The sequence below is a fragment of the Streptomyces sp. V4I8 genome (assembly GCF_041261225.1).
GTDB lineage: Bacteria > Actinomycetota > Actinomycetes > Streptomycetales > Streptomycetaceae > Streptomyces.
The window spans coordinates 6653536-6668231 of record NZ_JBGCCN010000001.1; the positions used below are offsets into that span (position 1 = coordinate 6653536).

Annotated in this window: 14 protein-coding genes; 6 read left to right on the forward strand and 8 right to left on the reverse strand. The window is 70.9% G+C overall.

What is annotated here, in order from left to right; all coding sequences use genetic code 11:
- Positions 1-29 precede the first annotated feature (29 nt).
- Positions 30-626: a DUF1003 domain-containing protein gene (locus ABIE67_RS30365; protein WP_370264571.1), complete on the reverse strand. Its 597-nt coding sequence runs from the start codon at positions 624-626 to the stop codon at positions 30-32.
- Entirely contained in the window at positions 616-1911 is a 1296-nt protein-coding gene (locus ABIE67_RS30370; protein WP_370264572.1) for a magnesium transporter MgtE N-terminal domain-containing protein, read from the reverse strand. The genes ABIE67_RS30365 and ABIE67_RS30370 overlap by 11 nt, the downstream gene beginning before the upstream one ends.
- A 283-nt stretch (positions 1912-2194) precedes the next feature.
- On the opposite strand from ABIE67_RS30370, the gene ABIE67_RS30375 reads away from it, so the two are divergent.
- Positions 2195-2941, forward strand: coding sequence for a hypothetical protein (locus tag ABIE67_RS30375; RefSeq protein ID WP_370264573.1), 747 nt, complete (start codon positions 2195-2197; stop codon positions 2939-2941).
- A gap of 10 nt (positions 2942-2951) precedes the next feature.
- Here the strand turns inward: ABIE67_RS30375 and ABIE67_RS30380 are convergent, their stop codons facing one another.
- Both ABIE67_RS30380 and ABIE67_RS30385 read right to left on the reverse strand, forming a co-directional pair.
- Positions 2952-3470: a hypothetical protein gene (locus ABIE67_RS30380; protein ID WP_370264574.1), complete on the reverse strand. Its 519-nt coding sequence runs from the start codon at positions 3468-3470 to the stop codon at positions 2952-2954.
- 33 nt (positions 3471-3503) lie between these two features.
- A complete protein-coding gene (locus ABIE67_RS30385) occupies positions 3504-4619 on the reverse strand; it encodes a magnesium and cobalt transport protein CorA (RefSeq protein WP_370264575.1) in 1116 nt (371 codons plus the stop codon).
- 506 nt (positions 4620-5125) lie between these two features.
- On the opposite strand from ABIE67_RS30385, the gene ABIE67_RS30390 reads away from it, so the two are divergent.
- Positions 5126-5710 carry a suppressor of fused domain protein gene (locus ABIE67_RS30390; RefSeq protein ID WP_370264576.1) on the forward strand — a complete coding sequence of 195 codons (585 nt, stop codon included), beginning with the start codon at positions 5126-5128 and terminating at the stop codon, positions 5708-5710.
- A gap of 30 nt (positions 5711-5740) precedes the next feature.
- Here the strand turns inward: ABIE67_RS30390 and ABIE67_RS30395 are convergent, their stop codons facing one another.
- Positions 5741-6967 carry an MFS transporter gene (locus tag ABIE67_RS30395; protein ID WP_370264577.1) on the reverse strand — a complete coding sequence of 409 codons (1227 nt, stop codon included), beginning with the start codon at positions 6965-6967 and terminating at the stop codon, positions 5741-5743.
- Between the two features lie 161 nt (positions 6968-7128).
- Between ABIE67_RS30395 and ABIE67_RS30400 the strand changes: the two genes are divergently transcribed.
- From ABIE67_RS30400 to ABIE67_RS30410, 3 genes are all read left to right on the forward strand, one after another.
- Complete coding sequence (locus ABIE67_RS30400) at positions 7129-7770, forward strand: DUF6758 family protein (protein ID WP_370264578.1); 642 nt, start codon at positions 7129-7131, stop codon at positions 7768-7770.
- 186 nt (positions 7771-7956) lie between these two features.
- Positions 7957-8814: a PHP domain-containing protein gene (locus tag ABIE67_RS30405; protein ID WP_370264579.1), complete on the forward strand. Its 858-nt coding sequence runs from the start codon at positions 7957-7959 to the stop codon at positions 8812-8814.
- 159 nt (positions 8815-8973) lie between these two features.
- Positions 8974-9579, forward strand: coding sequence for a MarC family protein (locus ABIE67_RS30410; protein ID WP_370264580.1), 606 nt, complete (start codon positions 8974-8976; stop codon positions 9577-9579).
- An 80-nt stretch (positions 9580-9659) separates the two neighbouring features.
- Here the strand turns inward: ABIE67_RS30410 and ABIE67_RS30415 are convergent, their stop codons facing one another.
- Positions 9660-9812, reverse strand: coding sequence for a hypothetical protein (locus ABIE67_RS30415; protein ID WP_107083726.1), 153 nt, complete (start codon positions 9810-9812; stop codon positions 9660-9662).
- A 205-nt stretch (positions 9813-10017) separates the two neighbouring features.
- On the opposite strand from ABIE67_RS30415, the gene ABIE67_RS30420 reads away from it, so the two are divergent.
- Positions 10018-10911, forward strand: a complete 894-nt coding sequence (locus ABIE67_RS30420) for an NYN domain-containing protein (protein ID WP_370264581.1) — start codon at positions 10018-10020, stop codon at positions 10909-10911.
- Between the two features lie 89 nt (positions 10912-11000).
- On the opposite strand, the gene ABIE67_RS30425 is transcribed toward ABIE67_RS30420, so the two are convergent.
- Positions 11001-11903: an alpha/beta fold hydrolase gene (locus ABIE67_RS30425; protein WP_370264582.1), complete on the reverse strand. Its 903-nt coding sequence runs from the start codon at positions 11901-11903 to the stop codon at positions 11001-11003.
- 102 nt (positions 11904-12005) lie between these two features.
- The gene (locus tag ABIE67_RS30430; RefSeq protein ID WP_370269102.1) at positions 12006-14687 is read right to left on the reverse strand and encodes a DEAD/DEAH box helicase; all 2682 of its coding nucleotides are present in this window, start codon (positions 14685-14687) and stop codon (positions 12006-12008) included.
- Between the last annotated feature and the right edge of the window lie 9 nt (positions 14688-14696).

A 14696-nucleotide genomic window follows, 5' to 3' on the forward strand; every position in this document is an offset into this window, starting at 1 on the left:
GGCTCGGTAGCCATGCCCCGGTAAGCCTGTCAGCGGTCGTCTACGTCACGTCCCGGCGACCGATCTGCCGGGAATACCCCGTGCTCGCGGTGACCGTCGTGCCGCTCCTCCAGCTCTTTCATCAGGTCATGGAGTTCCGAGCGCATCCAGTCGCGGGTGGCCACCTCGCCCAGACCGATGCGCAGCGCCGCGATCTCCCGGGTCAGGTACTCGGTGTCGGCGATCGACCGCTCGTTCTGCTTGCGGTCCTGTTCGAGGTTGACCCGGTCGCGGTCGTCCTGCCGGTTCTGCGCGAGCAGGATCAGCGGGGCGGCGTACGAGGCCTGCAGGGACAGGACCAGGGTGAGGAAGATGAACGGGTACTCGTCCCAGCGCAGGTCGGTCGGTGCGGCGATGTTCCACAGCACCCACACCACGATCACGACCGTCATCCAGACGAGGAACCGTCCGGTGCCGATGAAGCGGGCGATCCGCTCCGACAGCCGCCCGAAGGCCTCCGGGTCCCACTCGGGCAGGATGCGGCGGCGCGGCGGCCGGGGTTGGTCGAGGCGCGCGCGGGGCGCCCGGGTGGCCGCGGTGGCGCCCGACGCCACGCGCTCGCGCGAGCCCTCCCGCTCAGGAGCCATGCGCCGCCACCCCCTCGCCGGTGTCCTCGTCCAGGTGGAACTCCGTCTCCCGCCAGTCGTCGGGCAGCATGTGGTCCAGTACGTCGTCCACGGTCACCACGCCCAGCAGCGACCCGGACTCGTCGACGACGGGCGCCGCGACCATGTCGTACGTCGCGAAGAACCCGGCGACGACCGGCAGCGCGGCGTCCGGGTCCAGGGCCTCCAGCGCCTCGTCGACCATCGAGCTGACCAGGGTGTACGGCGGGTCGCGCAGCAGGCGCTGGAAGTGGACCGTGCCGAGGTACTTGCCGGTCGGGGTCTCGTCGGGCGGGCGGCAGACGTAGACCTGGGCGGCGAGGGCGGGGGACAGGTCGGGGTTGCGGACGCGGGCGAGGGCGTCGGCGACGGTGGCGTCGGGGCGCAGGATGATCGGCTCCGTCGTCATCAGACCGCCCGCCGTGTGCTCCTCGTAGGCCATCAGACGGCGCATGTCGGCCGCGTCGGCGGGCTGCATCAGACTCAGCAGCCGCTCCTGGTCGTCCTCGGGGAGTTCACCGAGCAGGTCAGCCGCATCATCCGGGTCCATGGCCTCCAGGACGTCGGCGGCGCGCTCCTCCTTCAGCTTGCCGAGGATCTCGATCTGGTCGTCCTCGGGGAGCTCTTCGAGGACGTCGGCGAGGCGGTCGTCGTCGAGGGCGGCGGCGACCTCGGCGCGGCGCTTGGGGGAGAGGTGGTGCAGGACGTTGGCGAGGTCGGCGGGGCGCAGCTGCTCGAAGGTGGCCAGCAGGCTCTCGGCGCCCTGTCCCTTCTCCTCCGCGGAGAACCCGGTGACGGCGGACCACTCGACGGTCAGCGACTCGCCCCTGGCCCGCCGGAAGGCGCCGCTCTTGCCGCCCTTCCGTACGAAGATCTTGTCGATCTCCCAGTCCCGGCGTGCCGGGAGCTGTCCGACCGACAGATCGAGGACGGTGACCTCCTCGCCGGTCTCGACGAGGGTGACGCGCCGGTCGAGGAGCTCACCGAAGACGAGGCGCTCGGTGGGTCGCTGCTCGAAGCGGCGGACGTTGAGCACGCCGGTGGTGATGACCTGGCCGGACTCGATGCTGGTGACCCGGGTCATGGGCAGGAAGATGCGGCGCCGGGTGGAGAGTTCGACGACCAGGCCGAGCAGCCGCGGGGGGCGCCGGCCGACGCGCAGCATGACGACCAGATCGCGGACCCGGCCCACCTGGTCGCCGTTCGGGTCGAACGCGGCGACGCCGGCGAGGTGCGAGACGAAGATCCGGGGAGCGCCGGCTGCCATGGCTGAGGCTCCTTTGCGTACGGGATGTGCAGTGCCGCGGATGCTGCTTCTTCCGCTGTTCTCTTCCGCTGTTTCTTCGGCTGTCGCTTCGGCTGTTTCTCTCGCCGCTCCGGTGACGGGGCCGCATATCCGAATTGCCCGCTCGGATGGGCTTCAGGCTAGCCCGTCCGGATCCGATACGCCCTGGTGAGCGGTCCGGACGGACTGGCTCCGCCGCGGCCCCGACTCCCCGGTACGCTGCGGTACGCCGCTCAGGTCCCACGACAGAAAGGCAGCCCCACCTGTGACTGCGATTCCTCAGGGGCGTACTCGCCGGGCCGCGCTGGTGACCGCCATCTGCGCCCTGGTCGTGTCGGGAACGGGACTGACGGGATGCAGTGAGGACCCGGACGAGGGCACCAACGGGGTCGGCAAGCTGCCGGTCGCCGAGATCCAGCGCAAGACCCGTACGGCGGCGGACTCCGCCGTGGCGGTGCACCTGTCCGGGAACGTGGTCACCAGCGGGCGCACCTACAAGCTCGACATGCAGCTGAAGGCCGACGGTGCCACGGGGTCGGTCACCGCGCAGGGATCGACGTTCCAGCTGCTGCGGATCGGCGAGCAGTTGTATCTGAAGGCCGACTCCGGTTTCTGGAGCGACGCGGGCAACGACGGCAAGGCTGACGCCGGGGCCGTGGACAAGCTGAACGGCAAGTACGTGAAGGTGCCGCAGGGCGACCCGGCGTACAAGAAGTTCAGCGGCTTCACGGACAAGGACGTACTCCTCGACGGCCTGTTGACGCTGCACGGCAAGGTGGCGACCGACGGTCACTACGAGCAGGCGGGCGTCCGCACCATCCGCATCACCGGAGACAAGGGCTCCGGCGGAACCCTCGACGTCTCCCTGGAGGGCGACCCGTATCCCCTGCTGCTGACCCGGGCGGGCGACGGGGGCACCCTGACCTTCTCCGACTGGGGCAAGGACTTCACCCTGGAGAAGCCGGCCAAGGACGACACGGTGGACTACGGCAAGCAGCTGCCGACGTCGTGACCGCCCCGGCCTATCGCCGCCGCTTCTTCTTCTTCTTCAGCAGCAGCCGCGGAAGCCCCGCGGGGATCGGCCGGCGCGTCGTCGCCGGGGAGGGCAGCGGCGCCTCGGCCAGGGAGCCGTCCGGCAGTGCGGCGGTGGTGCCCGTCGGCTCCAGGCGCAGCACGCGGCACTCGCGGGCCCAGCGGGCCGGCATGGCCTCGCCGTCGGGGGCGTTGAGCCGCTTGCCCTTCAGCTCGGCGACCGTCGCCTCCCACTCCTCGGAGCCGGACGCGAGTTCGACGACCTTCGCGGTCCAGGAGACCAGCCGGCCGCCCTTGTCCTTGCTGCGGACCGTCACCTCGGCCTCGCCCCCGTCGGCCAGCCCCGGCAGCGGCTGCTCGCCCGGCCCGTCGCCGACGACACACGCAGCACCCTCGTGCCACACGTGCCACAGCGCCCGCGCCGGGACACCGGGACCCTTGACCCAGATGAGGCCGGACTTCTTGGTGGCCTCCTCGACGAGGGCCTGGTCGAGCAGCTCGCTTGTCATGGCCCCCAGCCTATCCAGCCGGAGCCTGACAGCTCAGAGCCAGCCGTTCCGCTTCAGCGTGCGGTGGATGCCGAGGCAGATGACCACCGTGATGCTCATGATCACCGGGTAGCCGTACTTCCAGTGCGTCTCCGGCATGTAGTCGAAGTTCATGCCGTAGACGCCACACACCATCGTCGGTACGGCGATGATCGCGGCCCATGACGTGATCTTGCGCATGTCCTCGTTCTGCGCCACGGACGCCTGCGCGAGGTTGGCCTGGAGGATCGAGTTGAGGAGCTCGTCGAAGCCGATGACCTGCTCGTGGACGCGCGCGACGTGGTCGGCGACGTCCCGGAAGTACTTCTGGATGTCCGGGTCGATCAGCCGCATCGGCCGCTCGCTCAGCAGCTGCATGGGACGCAGCAGCGGCGACACCGCCCGCTTGAACTCCAGCACCTCGCGCTTAAGCTGGTAGATCCGGCTCGCGTCCGTGCCGCGCGGCGTCCCCTTCCGCCCCGGCGAGAAGACCTCGGTCTCCACCTCGTCGATATCGTCCTGCACCGCGTCGGCGACGGCGATGTACCCGTCGACGACATGGTCGGCGATCGCGTGCAGCACGGCCGACGGGCCCTTGGCGAGCAGCTCGGGGTCGTCCTGGAGACGGTGCCTGAGTGCCCGCAGCGAGCCCTGGCCGCCGTGCCGGACAGTGATGAAGAAGTCCCGGCCGGTGAAGCACATGACCTCGCCGGTCTCCACGACCTCGCTGTTGGCGGTGAGTTCGTCGTGCTCGACGTAGTGGATCGTCTTGAAGACGGTGAAGAGGGAGTCGTCGTAGCGCTCCAGCTTCGGGCGCTGGTGCGCCTGCACGGCGTCCTCGACGGCGAGGGGGTGCAGCCCGAAGTCACTGGCGATACCGGCGAATTCGGCCTCGGTCGGCTCGTGCAGCCCGATCCACACGAAGCCCCCGTCGCGCCGCACCTGGCGCATCGCCTGGTGCGGGGTCAGCGGCTGGTCGCTCTCCAGTCGGCGGCCCTCGCGGTAGACGGCGCAGTCGACGACGGCGGAGGGGGTCGCAGGGTCGCGGGTGGTGTCGTACGCGCCACTGTCCTTGCGCAGCGAGACGCGGGAGGGGCGGACCACGGCACGCAGGTCGCGGATCATCGACATGAGCAGGCTCCTTCGCAACGGGCAACGAAGCGTGAAGAACCGCAGCACGGTTGGAACTGCCCGGAATGGGGACGTCCTGACCTCAGGATGTTTGGCACGTCCACAAAGCGGGGAGCACCGCACCGTTGCGGTGATGGGCTTCGTTGCTGATTCAGATCGGGCCGATCAGGCAAAGCGAAACGAAGTGCTCTTCCGTGTGAGGACGCAAGCGTGAAAGGACGGCGGTCAGCCGGAGCGGAACAGCCGGATCAGCTACATCAGCGGCGGGAAGAGCGAGTGGTACTGCACGGTCGACTTCGATCCATGACAGCCCCACCTCCTCCGGCCGGTCCCTCGTAAGGGACGTTCCATACCCCGTTCGGGGTTCCCCGTAGGGGAGTCCATCAGGCGTCGGGACTCGATCGCGACGCTTCTGCGTGCTGCCCCGAACACCGGGCAAGAGTATCAGCCGACTGAAGTGTCAAGGCGCTGCTTTGCCGGGTACTGACGAGTTCTATGCTCGCCGCATGGCTGATGTTCTTCCTCTGGTCGAGGCCCGGTTGCGCAGCGCGCTGGGCGAACCGGACGCGCGCGCGGCGGTCACCTTCCTCGGTACGGACCGCATCGAGGTGCTCCGTTTCCAGGAGGGGGACCTCGTCCGCTACGCCACGCTCGGCATGTCCGCGCAGCCCATGAGCGACCCCACCGCGATGGTCGCCGACCCGGTCAAGGGCCCCCGCGCCGAGCTGGTCCTCTCCGTACGGGCCGGGCTCGCCGACACCGACAAGGTGCTCCGCCCGCTCGCCGTACTCGCCGCGTCCCCGCAGGTGGAGGGCGTGATCATCGCCCCTGGCGCCTCCCTGGACGTCGGTGAACCGCTGTGGCCCGGCGCCCCGTTCACGTCCGTCCTGGTCGCCGAGCCCGGCGGCCTGGTCGAGGATCTGGCGCTCGACGAGCCGGCCGACCCCGTGCACTTCCTGCCACTGCTCCCCATGACGCCGAACGAGGCCGCCTGGAAGCGTGTGCACGGCGCCCAGGCCCTCCAGGAGCGCTGGCTGACGAACGGGACGGACCTCCGGGATCCCGCCCGTCCGCCCGTCCCGCTGGAGTGAGGAACCTCACCAACCGGTGGCTGAAAACCGTCAGTTGGCGAACACGGTGACGCTGTCCTCGGTCGCGTGCCGCGTCTCCAGTTCCTCGGCTTCGTCGGTGAGGACACCACGCCGCACGGCGACCACCAGCGCGCCCGCGACAGCCGTGACCGCCGCCACCACGAACGGGATGCGGATGCTGCCGGTCCACTCCTCGATCCGCGGCGCGAAGTAGGGCGCGGCCGCCGCCGCGAACCAGCGCACGAAGTTGTAGCCCGCGCTCGCCACCGGGCGCGGCGCGTCCGACACGCCGAGGGCCAGCTCCGTGTAGACGGTGTTGTTCACGCCGATGAACGCGCCGGACAGGATCGTGCAGACGACGGCGGTGGTGTGGTCGCCGTAGCCGAGGACCAGCACGTCCACGGCGAGCAGCACCAGCGAGCCGCCGAGCACCTTCAGCGAACCGAACCGCTTCTGCAGGCGCGGCGCCACGATCACCGAGAACACGGCGAGCAGCAGGCCCCAGGCGAAGAACACCGCCCCCGACCGGTACGGGCTCATGTTCAGCACGAACGGGGTGAAGGCCAGCACGGTGAAGAACGTGTAGTTGTAGAAGAACGCCGAGACCGCCGCGGACGCGAGGCCGCCGTGGCCGAGGGCCCTGATCGGGTCCAGCAGCGAGGTCCTGCGGGCCGGCTTCGGCTGTTCCTTCAGGAACACCGCGATGCACAGAAAGCCGACCGCCATCAGGAAGGCCGTACCGAAGAACGGGTAGCGCCAGCTGGCGTCGCCGAGCAGCGCGCCCAGCAGCGGTCCGCACGCCATGCCGAGGCCGAGGGCGGACTCGTAGAGCAGGATCGCCGCGGCGCTGCCGCCGGCCGCCGCGCCGACGATGACGGCGAGGGCCGTGGAGACGAAGAGCGCGTTGCCGAGCCCCCAGCCCGCCCGGAACCCGACCAGTTCACCGACCGATCCGGACGTGCCCGCGAGTCCGGCGAAGGCGACCACGAGGGCGAGGCCGAGCAGCAGGGTCTTTCGGCCGCCGATCCGGCTGGAGACGAAGCCGGTGACCAGCATCGCCACGGCGGTGATGAGGAAGTACGAGGTGAAGAGCAGGGAGACCTGGCCGGCCGTGGCGTTCAGGCCGCTTGCGATGGACGGCAGGATCGGGTCGACGAGTCCGATGCCCATGAAGGCGACGACGGACGCGCCGGCCGTCGCCCACACGGCCTTCGGCTGCCGCAGGATGCTGCCCGCTCCCGCGTCGAGGGGGTCCATGGCGTTTCTCCAATCCGCACTGAGGTAGCTGGCAGTTACACATAATATGTTAGGCAAGCTAATTAATGCAAGCTACATCTACATGGCCTCGGTGAACCGGTTCCGCCCGGACGGGTGATCGTCCTTGACGTGACGCGGAACGGGTAGGACCGTGGGGGCCTATGAGGGGCGAACCCAGTTGCCCGAAGTGTGGTGGCCGGGTCAGGGCTCCCGGACTTTTCGCCGACACCTGGCAGTGCGATGTGCACGGCACCGTGCATCCGGTGCAGCCCGTGATCCCGCCCAGCGTCGAGGCCCTCGGTGTGGTCGTGCATCGCACACAGGTGCCGGTGTGGATGCCGTGGCCGCTGCCGGTCGGCTGGCTCTTCACGGGTGTCGCCAGCGCGGGCGACGACCGCAGCGGAGGTCGTGCGACGGCCGTGGCCTGCTCGGGACCCGGTCCGCTCGGCGGCATGGGCGAGCTGATCCTGGTCGCCGAGGAGCTCGGGGTCGGGTTCGGCGCGCGCTATGCCGGAATCGACGGACCGGATCCGGGGTCGTACATGAACGTCGAGAAACCGCCCCAGTCCAAGGTCCTCGCCGCGGGGCGTCCGACGCCGCTGTGGCATGTGTCGGGTACGCCCCACGACCGGGCGGTGTTCGCGGGGGAGGCGCTCGGGATGTGGCTGTGGGCGGTCATGTGGCCCGAGCAGTCGGGGTTGCTGATGTACGACGAGCTGGTGCTGACGGATCTGCGGGATGCGGGGGCCGAGCTGGAGTTGGTGCCCTGCGGGGCGTTGTCGCCGCGCTTGCTTGGGCCGTAGCGCCTAGGGGGGGTGGGGGTGCTGTCGAGTGGCGGGCTGCGGGCTCGTTGTGGGTTGTCGCGCAGTTCCCCGCGGGGGGCCGTTTGTGTAAGGGGCGTATTGCTGTGCGGGTGTGACAAGGGTGGTTGAAAATGCGGTTATCCTTGAGCGTCCCCTGCTTGCCGTCCCCTGACTGGAGTTCGTGTCGTGCGTATCGATCTGCACACCCACTCCACCGCTTCCGACGGTACGGACACGCCGGCCGAGTTGGTGCGTAATGCCGCCGCCGGCGGGCTGGACGTCGTGGCGCTCACCGATCACGACACGACCCGTGGGTACTCCGAGGCGATCGCCGCGTTGCCGCGGGGGCTCACCCTAGTCACCGGGGCGGAGCTGTCCTGTCGTATCGACGGGATCAGCATGCACATGCTGGCCTATCTCTTCGATCCCGAGGAGCCGGCGCTGCTCGCCGAGCGGGAGCTGGTGCGGGACGACCGGGTGCCTCGGGCCCAGGGCATGGTCGCCAAGCTGAACGAGCTGGGCGTGCCGGTCACCTGGGAGCAGGTGCTCCGGATCGCCGGTGAGGGGTCGGTCGGGCGGCCCCATGTCGCCTCCGCGCTGGTCGAGCTCGGTGTCGTCCCGACCGTCGGGGACGCCTTCACCGAGGACTGGCTGGCCGACGGCGGGCGGGCCTTCGTGGAGAAGCACGAGACCGATCCGTTCGAGGCGATCCGGCTGGTCAAGGCCGCGGGCGGGGTGACGGTGTTCGCGCATCCCGCCGCGAGCAAGCGGGGCCGTACGGTGCCGGAGTCCGCCATCGCGGAGATGGCCGCGGCCGGGCTCGACGGCATCGAGGTCGACCATATGGACCACGATCCCGACACGCGTGCGCGGCTGCGCGGGCTCGCCAAGGAGCTCGGGCTGCTGGCCACCGGGTCCAGCGACTACCACGGCAGCCGCAAGACGTGCGTGCTCGGCGAGTACACGACGGACCCCGAGGTGTACGGCGAGATCACGCGGCGGGCGACCGGAGCGTTCCCCGTCCCGGGGGCCGGCGGGGTCTAGGCCGGTCACCTTCACGTCCGTTTCGAGGCACCCGGCGCTGTCGGCTGTGCCCACCCGTTCCGCCCGGCGGAACGACTGCCCACAGCGGTAGCGGCACAGCGCCTGTAGCCCGGTGCTGCCTGCCCACCGCGCGTTCACTCACCGCAAGGCCCTCCACGCATGTTCGACCTCGCCGTCTTCGGCTCCCTCTTCCTGACCCTCTTCGTCATCATGGATCCCCCCGGGATCACCCCGATCTTCCTCGGGCTCACCGCCGGCCGGCCCGCCAAGGTGCAGAAGCGGATGGCCTTCCAGGCCGTCTGTGTGGCGGGCGGGGTGATCACGGTCTTCGGGCTCCTCGGCCATCAGATCCTCAACTACCTGCATGTCTCCGTCCCCGCGCTGATGATCGCGGGCGGCCTGCTGCTTCTGCTGATCGCGCTCGACCTGCTCACCGGCAAGACGGACGAGCCGAAGCAGACCAAGGACGTCAACGTCGCCCTCGTTCCGCTGGGCATGCCGCTGCTGGCCGGGCCGGGTGCGATCGTGTCGGTCATCCTCGCCGTGCAGAAGGCCGGCAGCGTGGCCACGCAGGTGTCGGTATGGGCGGCGATCCTCGCCATCCATGTCGTGCTGTGGCTGGTGATGCGGTACTCGCTGCTGATCATCCGGGTCATCAAGGACGGCGGCGTGGTCCTGGTGACGAGGCTCGCCGGCATGATGCTGTCCGCGATCGCGGTGCAGCAGATCATCAACGGTGTCACGCAGGTGATCCGGGGCGCCTGAGCCCCGACGTATGCGCGAAGCCCCCGTACGGCGTCAGTGCCGTACGGGGGCTTCGAAGCTACTGCGGTGATCCGCGTCTGTTATGAGGCCGTGGTCTCGGCCGGTCGGATCCACAGCCGCTGTCCTATCGCGGCGGCCTGCTGAACGATCCGGTTGACGGAGGCGGCGTCCACGACGGTGCTGTCCACGGGGGTCCCGTCGAACTCGTCGAGTCGCATGATTTCGAAGCGCAAGGCTTCTCCCTTCGTCTGGTCATCCTCCTGAGGAGAACTACTGGGTTACACACGTATGCAACGGGCTGCGTGTTACAAACATTCCCTACGCTAAAGAAATTTTTCGAACGGCTAACTACTGACCGGTAAGCGGTCGCCGAAGGATGCGGGGAGACCGACCGGGACCGGTTGTGTTCGCAGCGTGACCGCCCGGACAATGGAAGCAATGAACGACGACCTCGCGGCACTCGCCGCCCGCATCGACCGGACCAACGAGCTGCTCCAACGCATGCTCGCCGAGGTGGCGAAGACGCCCTCGACCCATGCGATCTTCGTCGACGCGGGCTACCTCTACGCGGCCGCGGGACGGCTGGTCGCCGGGACGGAGGATCGCCGGGCCTTCGATCTGGACGCCGAGGGGCTGATCGAGGCACTCATCGACCGGGCCCGCACGATCTTCGCGGACAGCAGGCTGCTGCGCGTCTACTGGTACGACGGTGCGCGGCGCCGCATCCACACGGCGGAACAGCAGTCGATCGCCGAGCTCCCCGATGTGAAGGTGCGGCTGGGGAACCTCAACGCCAACAACCAGCAGAAGGGCGTCGACTCACTGATCAGGACCGACCTGGAGTCCCTGGCCAGGCACCGCGCCATCAGCGACGCCGCCCTGCTCGGCGGGGACGAGGACCTGGTCTCGGCGGTCGAGGCGGCGCAGGGGTACGGGGCGCGGGTGCACCTGTGGGGCATCGAGGCACCGGAAGGCCGCAACCAGGCCGAGCCGCTGCTCTGGGAGGTCGACAGCCAGCGCACCTTCGACCTCGACTTCTTCAAGCCGTACGTCTCCCGGCGCACGGCCGCCGCGTACGAGGCGGCGGGGTCTCGGCCGACGCGGGAGGACGTCCGGTTCGTCGGCGCGCAGATCGCGGCGAAGTGGCTCGCGGCGCGTGGGCGGGAGTCGCTCGTGGAACTGCTGCCCGGGCACCCGTATCTGCCCGGGTCCGTCGACCAGGACCTGCTGGTCGAGGCCGAGGGGCTGCTGCAGTACTCCCTGCGCGGGCAGGCGGATCTGCGGCGGGCGCTGCGCGACGGGTTCTGGGAGCACCTGCAGGCGCAGTACTAGGGGGTGTTTCGAAAATCCCGTGCGGTGCCCCGCGGTGTCCGGTGCGTGCCGGGCGCCGTGGGTGCTGTGCGGGACCTTCGAAACACCTCCTAGGCCGCTGTCGGGCGGGGGCGGTCGCCGTCGAGGGTGTCCCAGAAGTCGGCGACCGCTTGGGCGGTGCGCAGCGGCTGGTCGGCGTTGGGGGAGTGCTCGGCACCGGGGATGACCGTGCGGCGGGCGTTCAGCCGCGCGGCCATGTCGTCGAGGACCGGGATCGGCCAGGTGTCGTCGCTGGCGCCGGACAGGACGTGGAACGGGAGCGGCAGGGCCGCGAGTTCGTCGACGCGGTCCGGCTCCGTGCACAACTGACGTCCCGTGGCGAGGAGCTGAGCGGGCTTCGTGCCGAGCCAGCGGCGGCGCAGCAGGTCCTGGCCGCCGATGCCGCTGGCCGGCCCGCCGACCTCCTCGGGCGGCCCCATCGCGAGGATCGCCTCCCACGTCTCCGCCATGGTCATCACCGCGAGGGCGTCCCGCAGCAGCTTCACGCGCTGCCGCTGGGAGTCGGAGATCTGCGCGGGGCCCGACGCCATGAGGGTGAGTGAGCGGAACGGCGCGTGGTCGAGCAGAACGGCGGCACGGGCGATCTGGCCGCCCAGGGAGTGACCGAAGAGGTGGAGTGGGGCACCGAGGTCGCCGAGGGCCGCTGCCTGGGCGAGCACGTCCTGGGCCAACTCACCCCGCGCGTAAGCGGATTCGTCCTGCTCCGGCCCGTCCGACTCGTGCTGGCCCCGCCCGTCCACGGCGACCGTACGGTAGCCGCGCGCCGCCAGCGGTTCGTGCATGAGCGTGAAGTCCTCCTTGCTGCCGGTGAACCCGGGGAGCAGCAGGGCGACACCTCGGGGCTCGACGCCGGAGGCGGCGGGGGAGTCGACGACGGCGAACGTGCCGCGGGAGGTGTGCAGGGGGTAGGCGCGGGCGTTCGGGGGCGGCGTGAAGACGGGTTCGGTGGTCACGGGGGGAGGGTAGCCGCTGCACCGTCAGACCCCCACCCACAGGCCCGGGAACGCCGACGGCCCGGCCCCACGCTGGGTGGGACCGGGCCGTCGTACGGGAGATCAGCTCTCCGCGGGCTCCACGGCTGCCGTGGCCTTGCGGGTACGGCGCACCTTGGGCTTCACCTCGGCGGTGCCGTCGGCGGCCTCCGCGACGGTCGCCGCTGCCTTGCGGGCACGGCGACGAGGCGCGGGCGCCTCCGCGGCCGCCGGCTCCCTCGTGGCCTGGGCCGGGATCTCGGCGGCCGGGGCGGCGGCTTCGGCGGTGGCCGCGGTCTTGCGGGTGCGGCGCGCCTTGGGCTTGGCCTCGGCGGCCTCGGCCGTGTCGACGGCGACTTCGGCTGCGGCCGTTGCCTTCCGGGTCCGGCGCGGCTTGGCCTCGGCGGCTTCCGGCTCCGCGACGGCCGCCGCGGTCTTGCGCGTACGGCGCGGCTTGGCCTCGGTGCCCTCGGCCGTGTCGACGGCGGCTTCGGCGGGCGCCGCTGCCTTGCGCGTACGGCGCGTCCTGGGCTTGGCCTCCGCGGCCTCGGCCGTGTCGACGGCGGCCTCGGCGGCGACGCCAGCGGTCGCCTTGCGGGTGCGGCGTGCCTTCGGCTTGGCCTCCGCGGTCTCCGCGGCCTCCGGCTCCTGAGCCGTCTGGGCCGGGATCTCGGCGGCTTCGGCGGTGGCCGCGGTCTTGCGGGTGCGGCGCGCCTTGGGCTTGGCTTCGGCGGCCTCGGCCGTGTCGACGGCGACTTCGGCCGCGGCCGTTGCCTTACGGGTGCGGCGGCGCGGCGTGGTCTCCGCGGCCTCCGGGGTCTCCTGGACGGCCTCGGTGGTGCCTTCGGCCGTGTCGACGGAGGCCTCGGCGGCAGGCGTTGCCTTACGGGTCCGGCGGCGCGGCTTGGTCTCCGCGGCCTCCGGGGTCTCCTGGACGGCCTCGGTGGTGCCCTCGGCCGTGTCCAGGGCGGCCTCCGCCGGGGCCGTCGCCTTGCGGGTGCGGCGGCGCGGCTTGGTGGCGGGGGCCTCGTCGGGCTCCGCGACCTGGGGAGCCGCGGCGGCCTCGGAGGGCTGCACGGCCTCGGCGACCTTCGCGGTCTCCGAAGGCTTGGCGGCCTCGGCCTCGGCCTCGGGCGTCGGCACAGCCTCACCCGAAGTCGCCTTCGGCTCCGCCGACTTGCGGGTCCGGCGGCGGCGCGGCTTGGCCGACGCCTCCTCGGTGGTGGCCAGGGACGGGCCCTCCGCCGTCGCGACGGCCGCCTCCGCGGCCTCGGGCGCCGAGGACGTGGCGGTCACGGCCGCGGTCGGCTCCGGCGACGCCCCGCCGCGGGTGCGGCGACGGCGACGCGGGGTGCGCGGCGCGGTCACGGCCTCCGCCGAGGTGGTCTCGACGGTCTCGGCCGCCGCCACGGGACCGGTGGCCGGCGCCGCTGTCCCTTCCAGCGATGCTCCACCGCGTGTACGGCGGCGGCGACGCGGCGTGCGTGCCGGGCGCTCGCCTTCCGAGGAGGACGAGGACGAGCGGGACTCGTCCCGGCCGCCCCGGCCGCCGCGACCGCGTGCACCGCGCCCGCCGGTCTCGCCGAGGTCCTCCAGCTCCTCCGCCCCGAGCCCGGCGCGCGTGCGCTCCGAGCGCGGCAGAACACCCTTGGTGCCCGCGGGGATGTTCAGTTCCTCGAAGAGGTGCGGGGACGTGGAGTACGTCTCCGGCGGGTCGTTGAACTTCAGGTCCAGCGCCTTGTTGATCAGCTGCCAGCGCGGGATGTCGTCCCAGTCGACGAGGGTGATCGCGATGCCCTTCGCACCGGCGCGGCCGGTACGGCCGATGCGGTGCAGGTACGTCTTCTCCTCTTCGGGAGACTGGTAGTTGATGACGTGCGTCACGCCCTCGACGTCGATACCGCGTGCGGCGACGTCGGTGCAGACGAGGACGTCCACCTTGCCGTTGCGGAAGGCGCGCAGCGCCTGCTCGCGGGCGCCCTGGCCGAGGTCGCCGTGGACCGCGCCGGCGGCGAAGCCGCGCTGCTGGAGCTGGTCGGCGAGGTCGGCCGCCGTGCGCTTCGTACGGCAGAAGACCATGGCCAGTCCCCGGCCGTCGGCCTGCAGTATGCGCGCGACCATCTCGGGCTTGTCCATGTTGTGCGCGCGGTAGACGAACTGCGCGGTGTTCGCGACCGTCGCGCCCTCGTCGTCCGGCGCGGTGGCGCGGATGTGCGTGGGCTGCGACATGTAGCGGCGCGCGAGGCCGATGACCGCGCCCGGCATGGTCGCCGAGAACAGCATGGTCTGGCGCCGGGCCGGCAGCATGTTGATGATCTTCTCGACGTCGGGCAGGAAGCCCAGGTCGAGCATCTCGTCGGCCTCGTCGAGGACGAGCGCCTTGATGTGCTTGAGGTTGAGCTTCTTCTGGCCCGCGAGGTCCAGCAGTCGGCCCGGGGTGCCGACGATCACGTCGACGCCCTTCTTCAGGGCCTCGACCTGGGGCTCGTAGGCCCGGCCGCCGTAGATCGCGAGGACGCGGACGTTACGCACCTTGCCCGCGGTGAGCAGGTCGTTGGTGACCTGCGTGCACAGCTCGCGGGTGGGGACGACGACGAGCGCCTGCGGGGCGTCCGTGAGGGCCTCGGGCTTGGCGCGCCCGGCCTCCACGTCGGCGGGGACGGTGACGCGCTCCAGGAGCGGGAGACCGAAGCCCAGGGTCTTGCCGGTGCCGGTCTTGGCCTGGCCGATGACGTCCGTGCCGGAGAGGGCGACGGGGAGGGTCATCTCCTGGAT

Coding starts and splice junctions, on each gene's coding strand:
- ABIE67_RS30385 (WP_370264575.1), bottom strand. CDS start 4,619: ATGTCGATGATCCGCGACCTGCGTGCCGTGGTCCGCCCCTCCCGCGTC.
- ABIE67_RS30380 (WP_370264574.1), bottom strand. CDS start 3,470: ATGACAAGCGAGCTGCTCGACCAGGCCCTCGTCGAGGAGGCCACCAAG.
- ABIE67_RS30370 (WP_370264572.1), bottom strand. CDS start 1,911: ATGGCAGCCGGCGCTCCCCGGATCTTCGTCTCGCACCTCGCCGGCGTC.
- ABIE67_RS30420 (WP_370264581.1), top strand. CDS start 10,018: ATGAACGACGACCTCGCGGCACTCGCCGCCCGCATCGACCGGACCAAC.
- ABIE67_RS30365 (WP_370264571.1), bottom strand. CDS start 626: ATGGCTCCTGAGCGGGAGGGCTCGCGCGAGCGCGTGGCGTCGGGCGCC.
- ABIE67_RS30410 (WP_370264580.1), top strand. CDS start 8,974: ATGTTCGACCTCGCCGTCTTCGGCTCCCTCTTCCTGACCCTCTTCGTC.
- ABIE67_RS30400 (WP_370264578.1), top strand. CDS start 7,129: ATGAGGGGCGAACCCAGTTGCCCGAAGTGTGGTGGCCGGGTCAGGGCT.
- ABIE67_RS30390 (WP_370264576.1), top strand. CDS start 5,126: ATGGCTGATGTTCTTCCTCTGGTCGAGGCCCGGTTGCGCAGCGCGCTG.
- ABIE67_RS30430 (WP_370269102.1), bottom strand. CDS start 14,687: ATGACCCTCCCCGTCGCCCTCTCCGGCACGGACGTCATCGGCCAGGCC.
- ABIE67_RS30395 (WP_370264577.1), bottom strand. CDS start 6,967: ATGGACCCCCTCGACGCGGGAGCGGGCAGCATCCTGCGGCAGCCGAAG.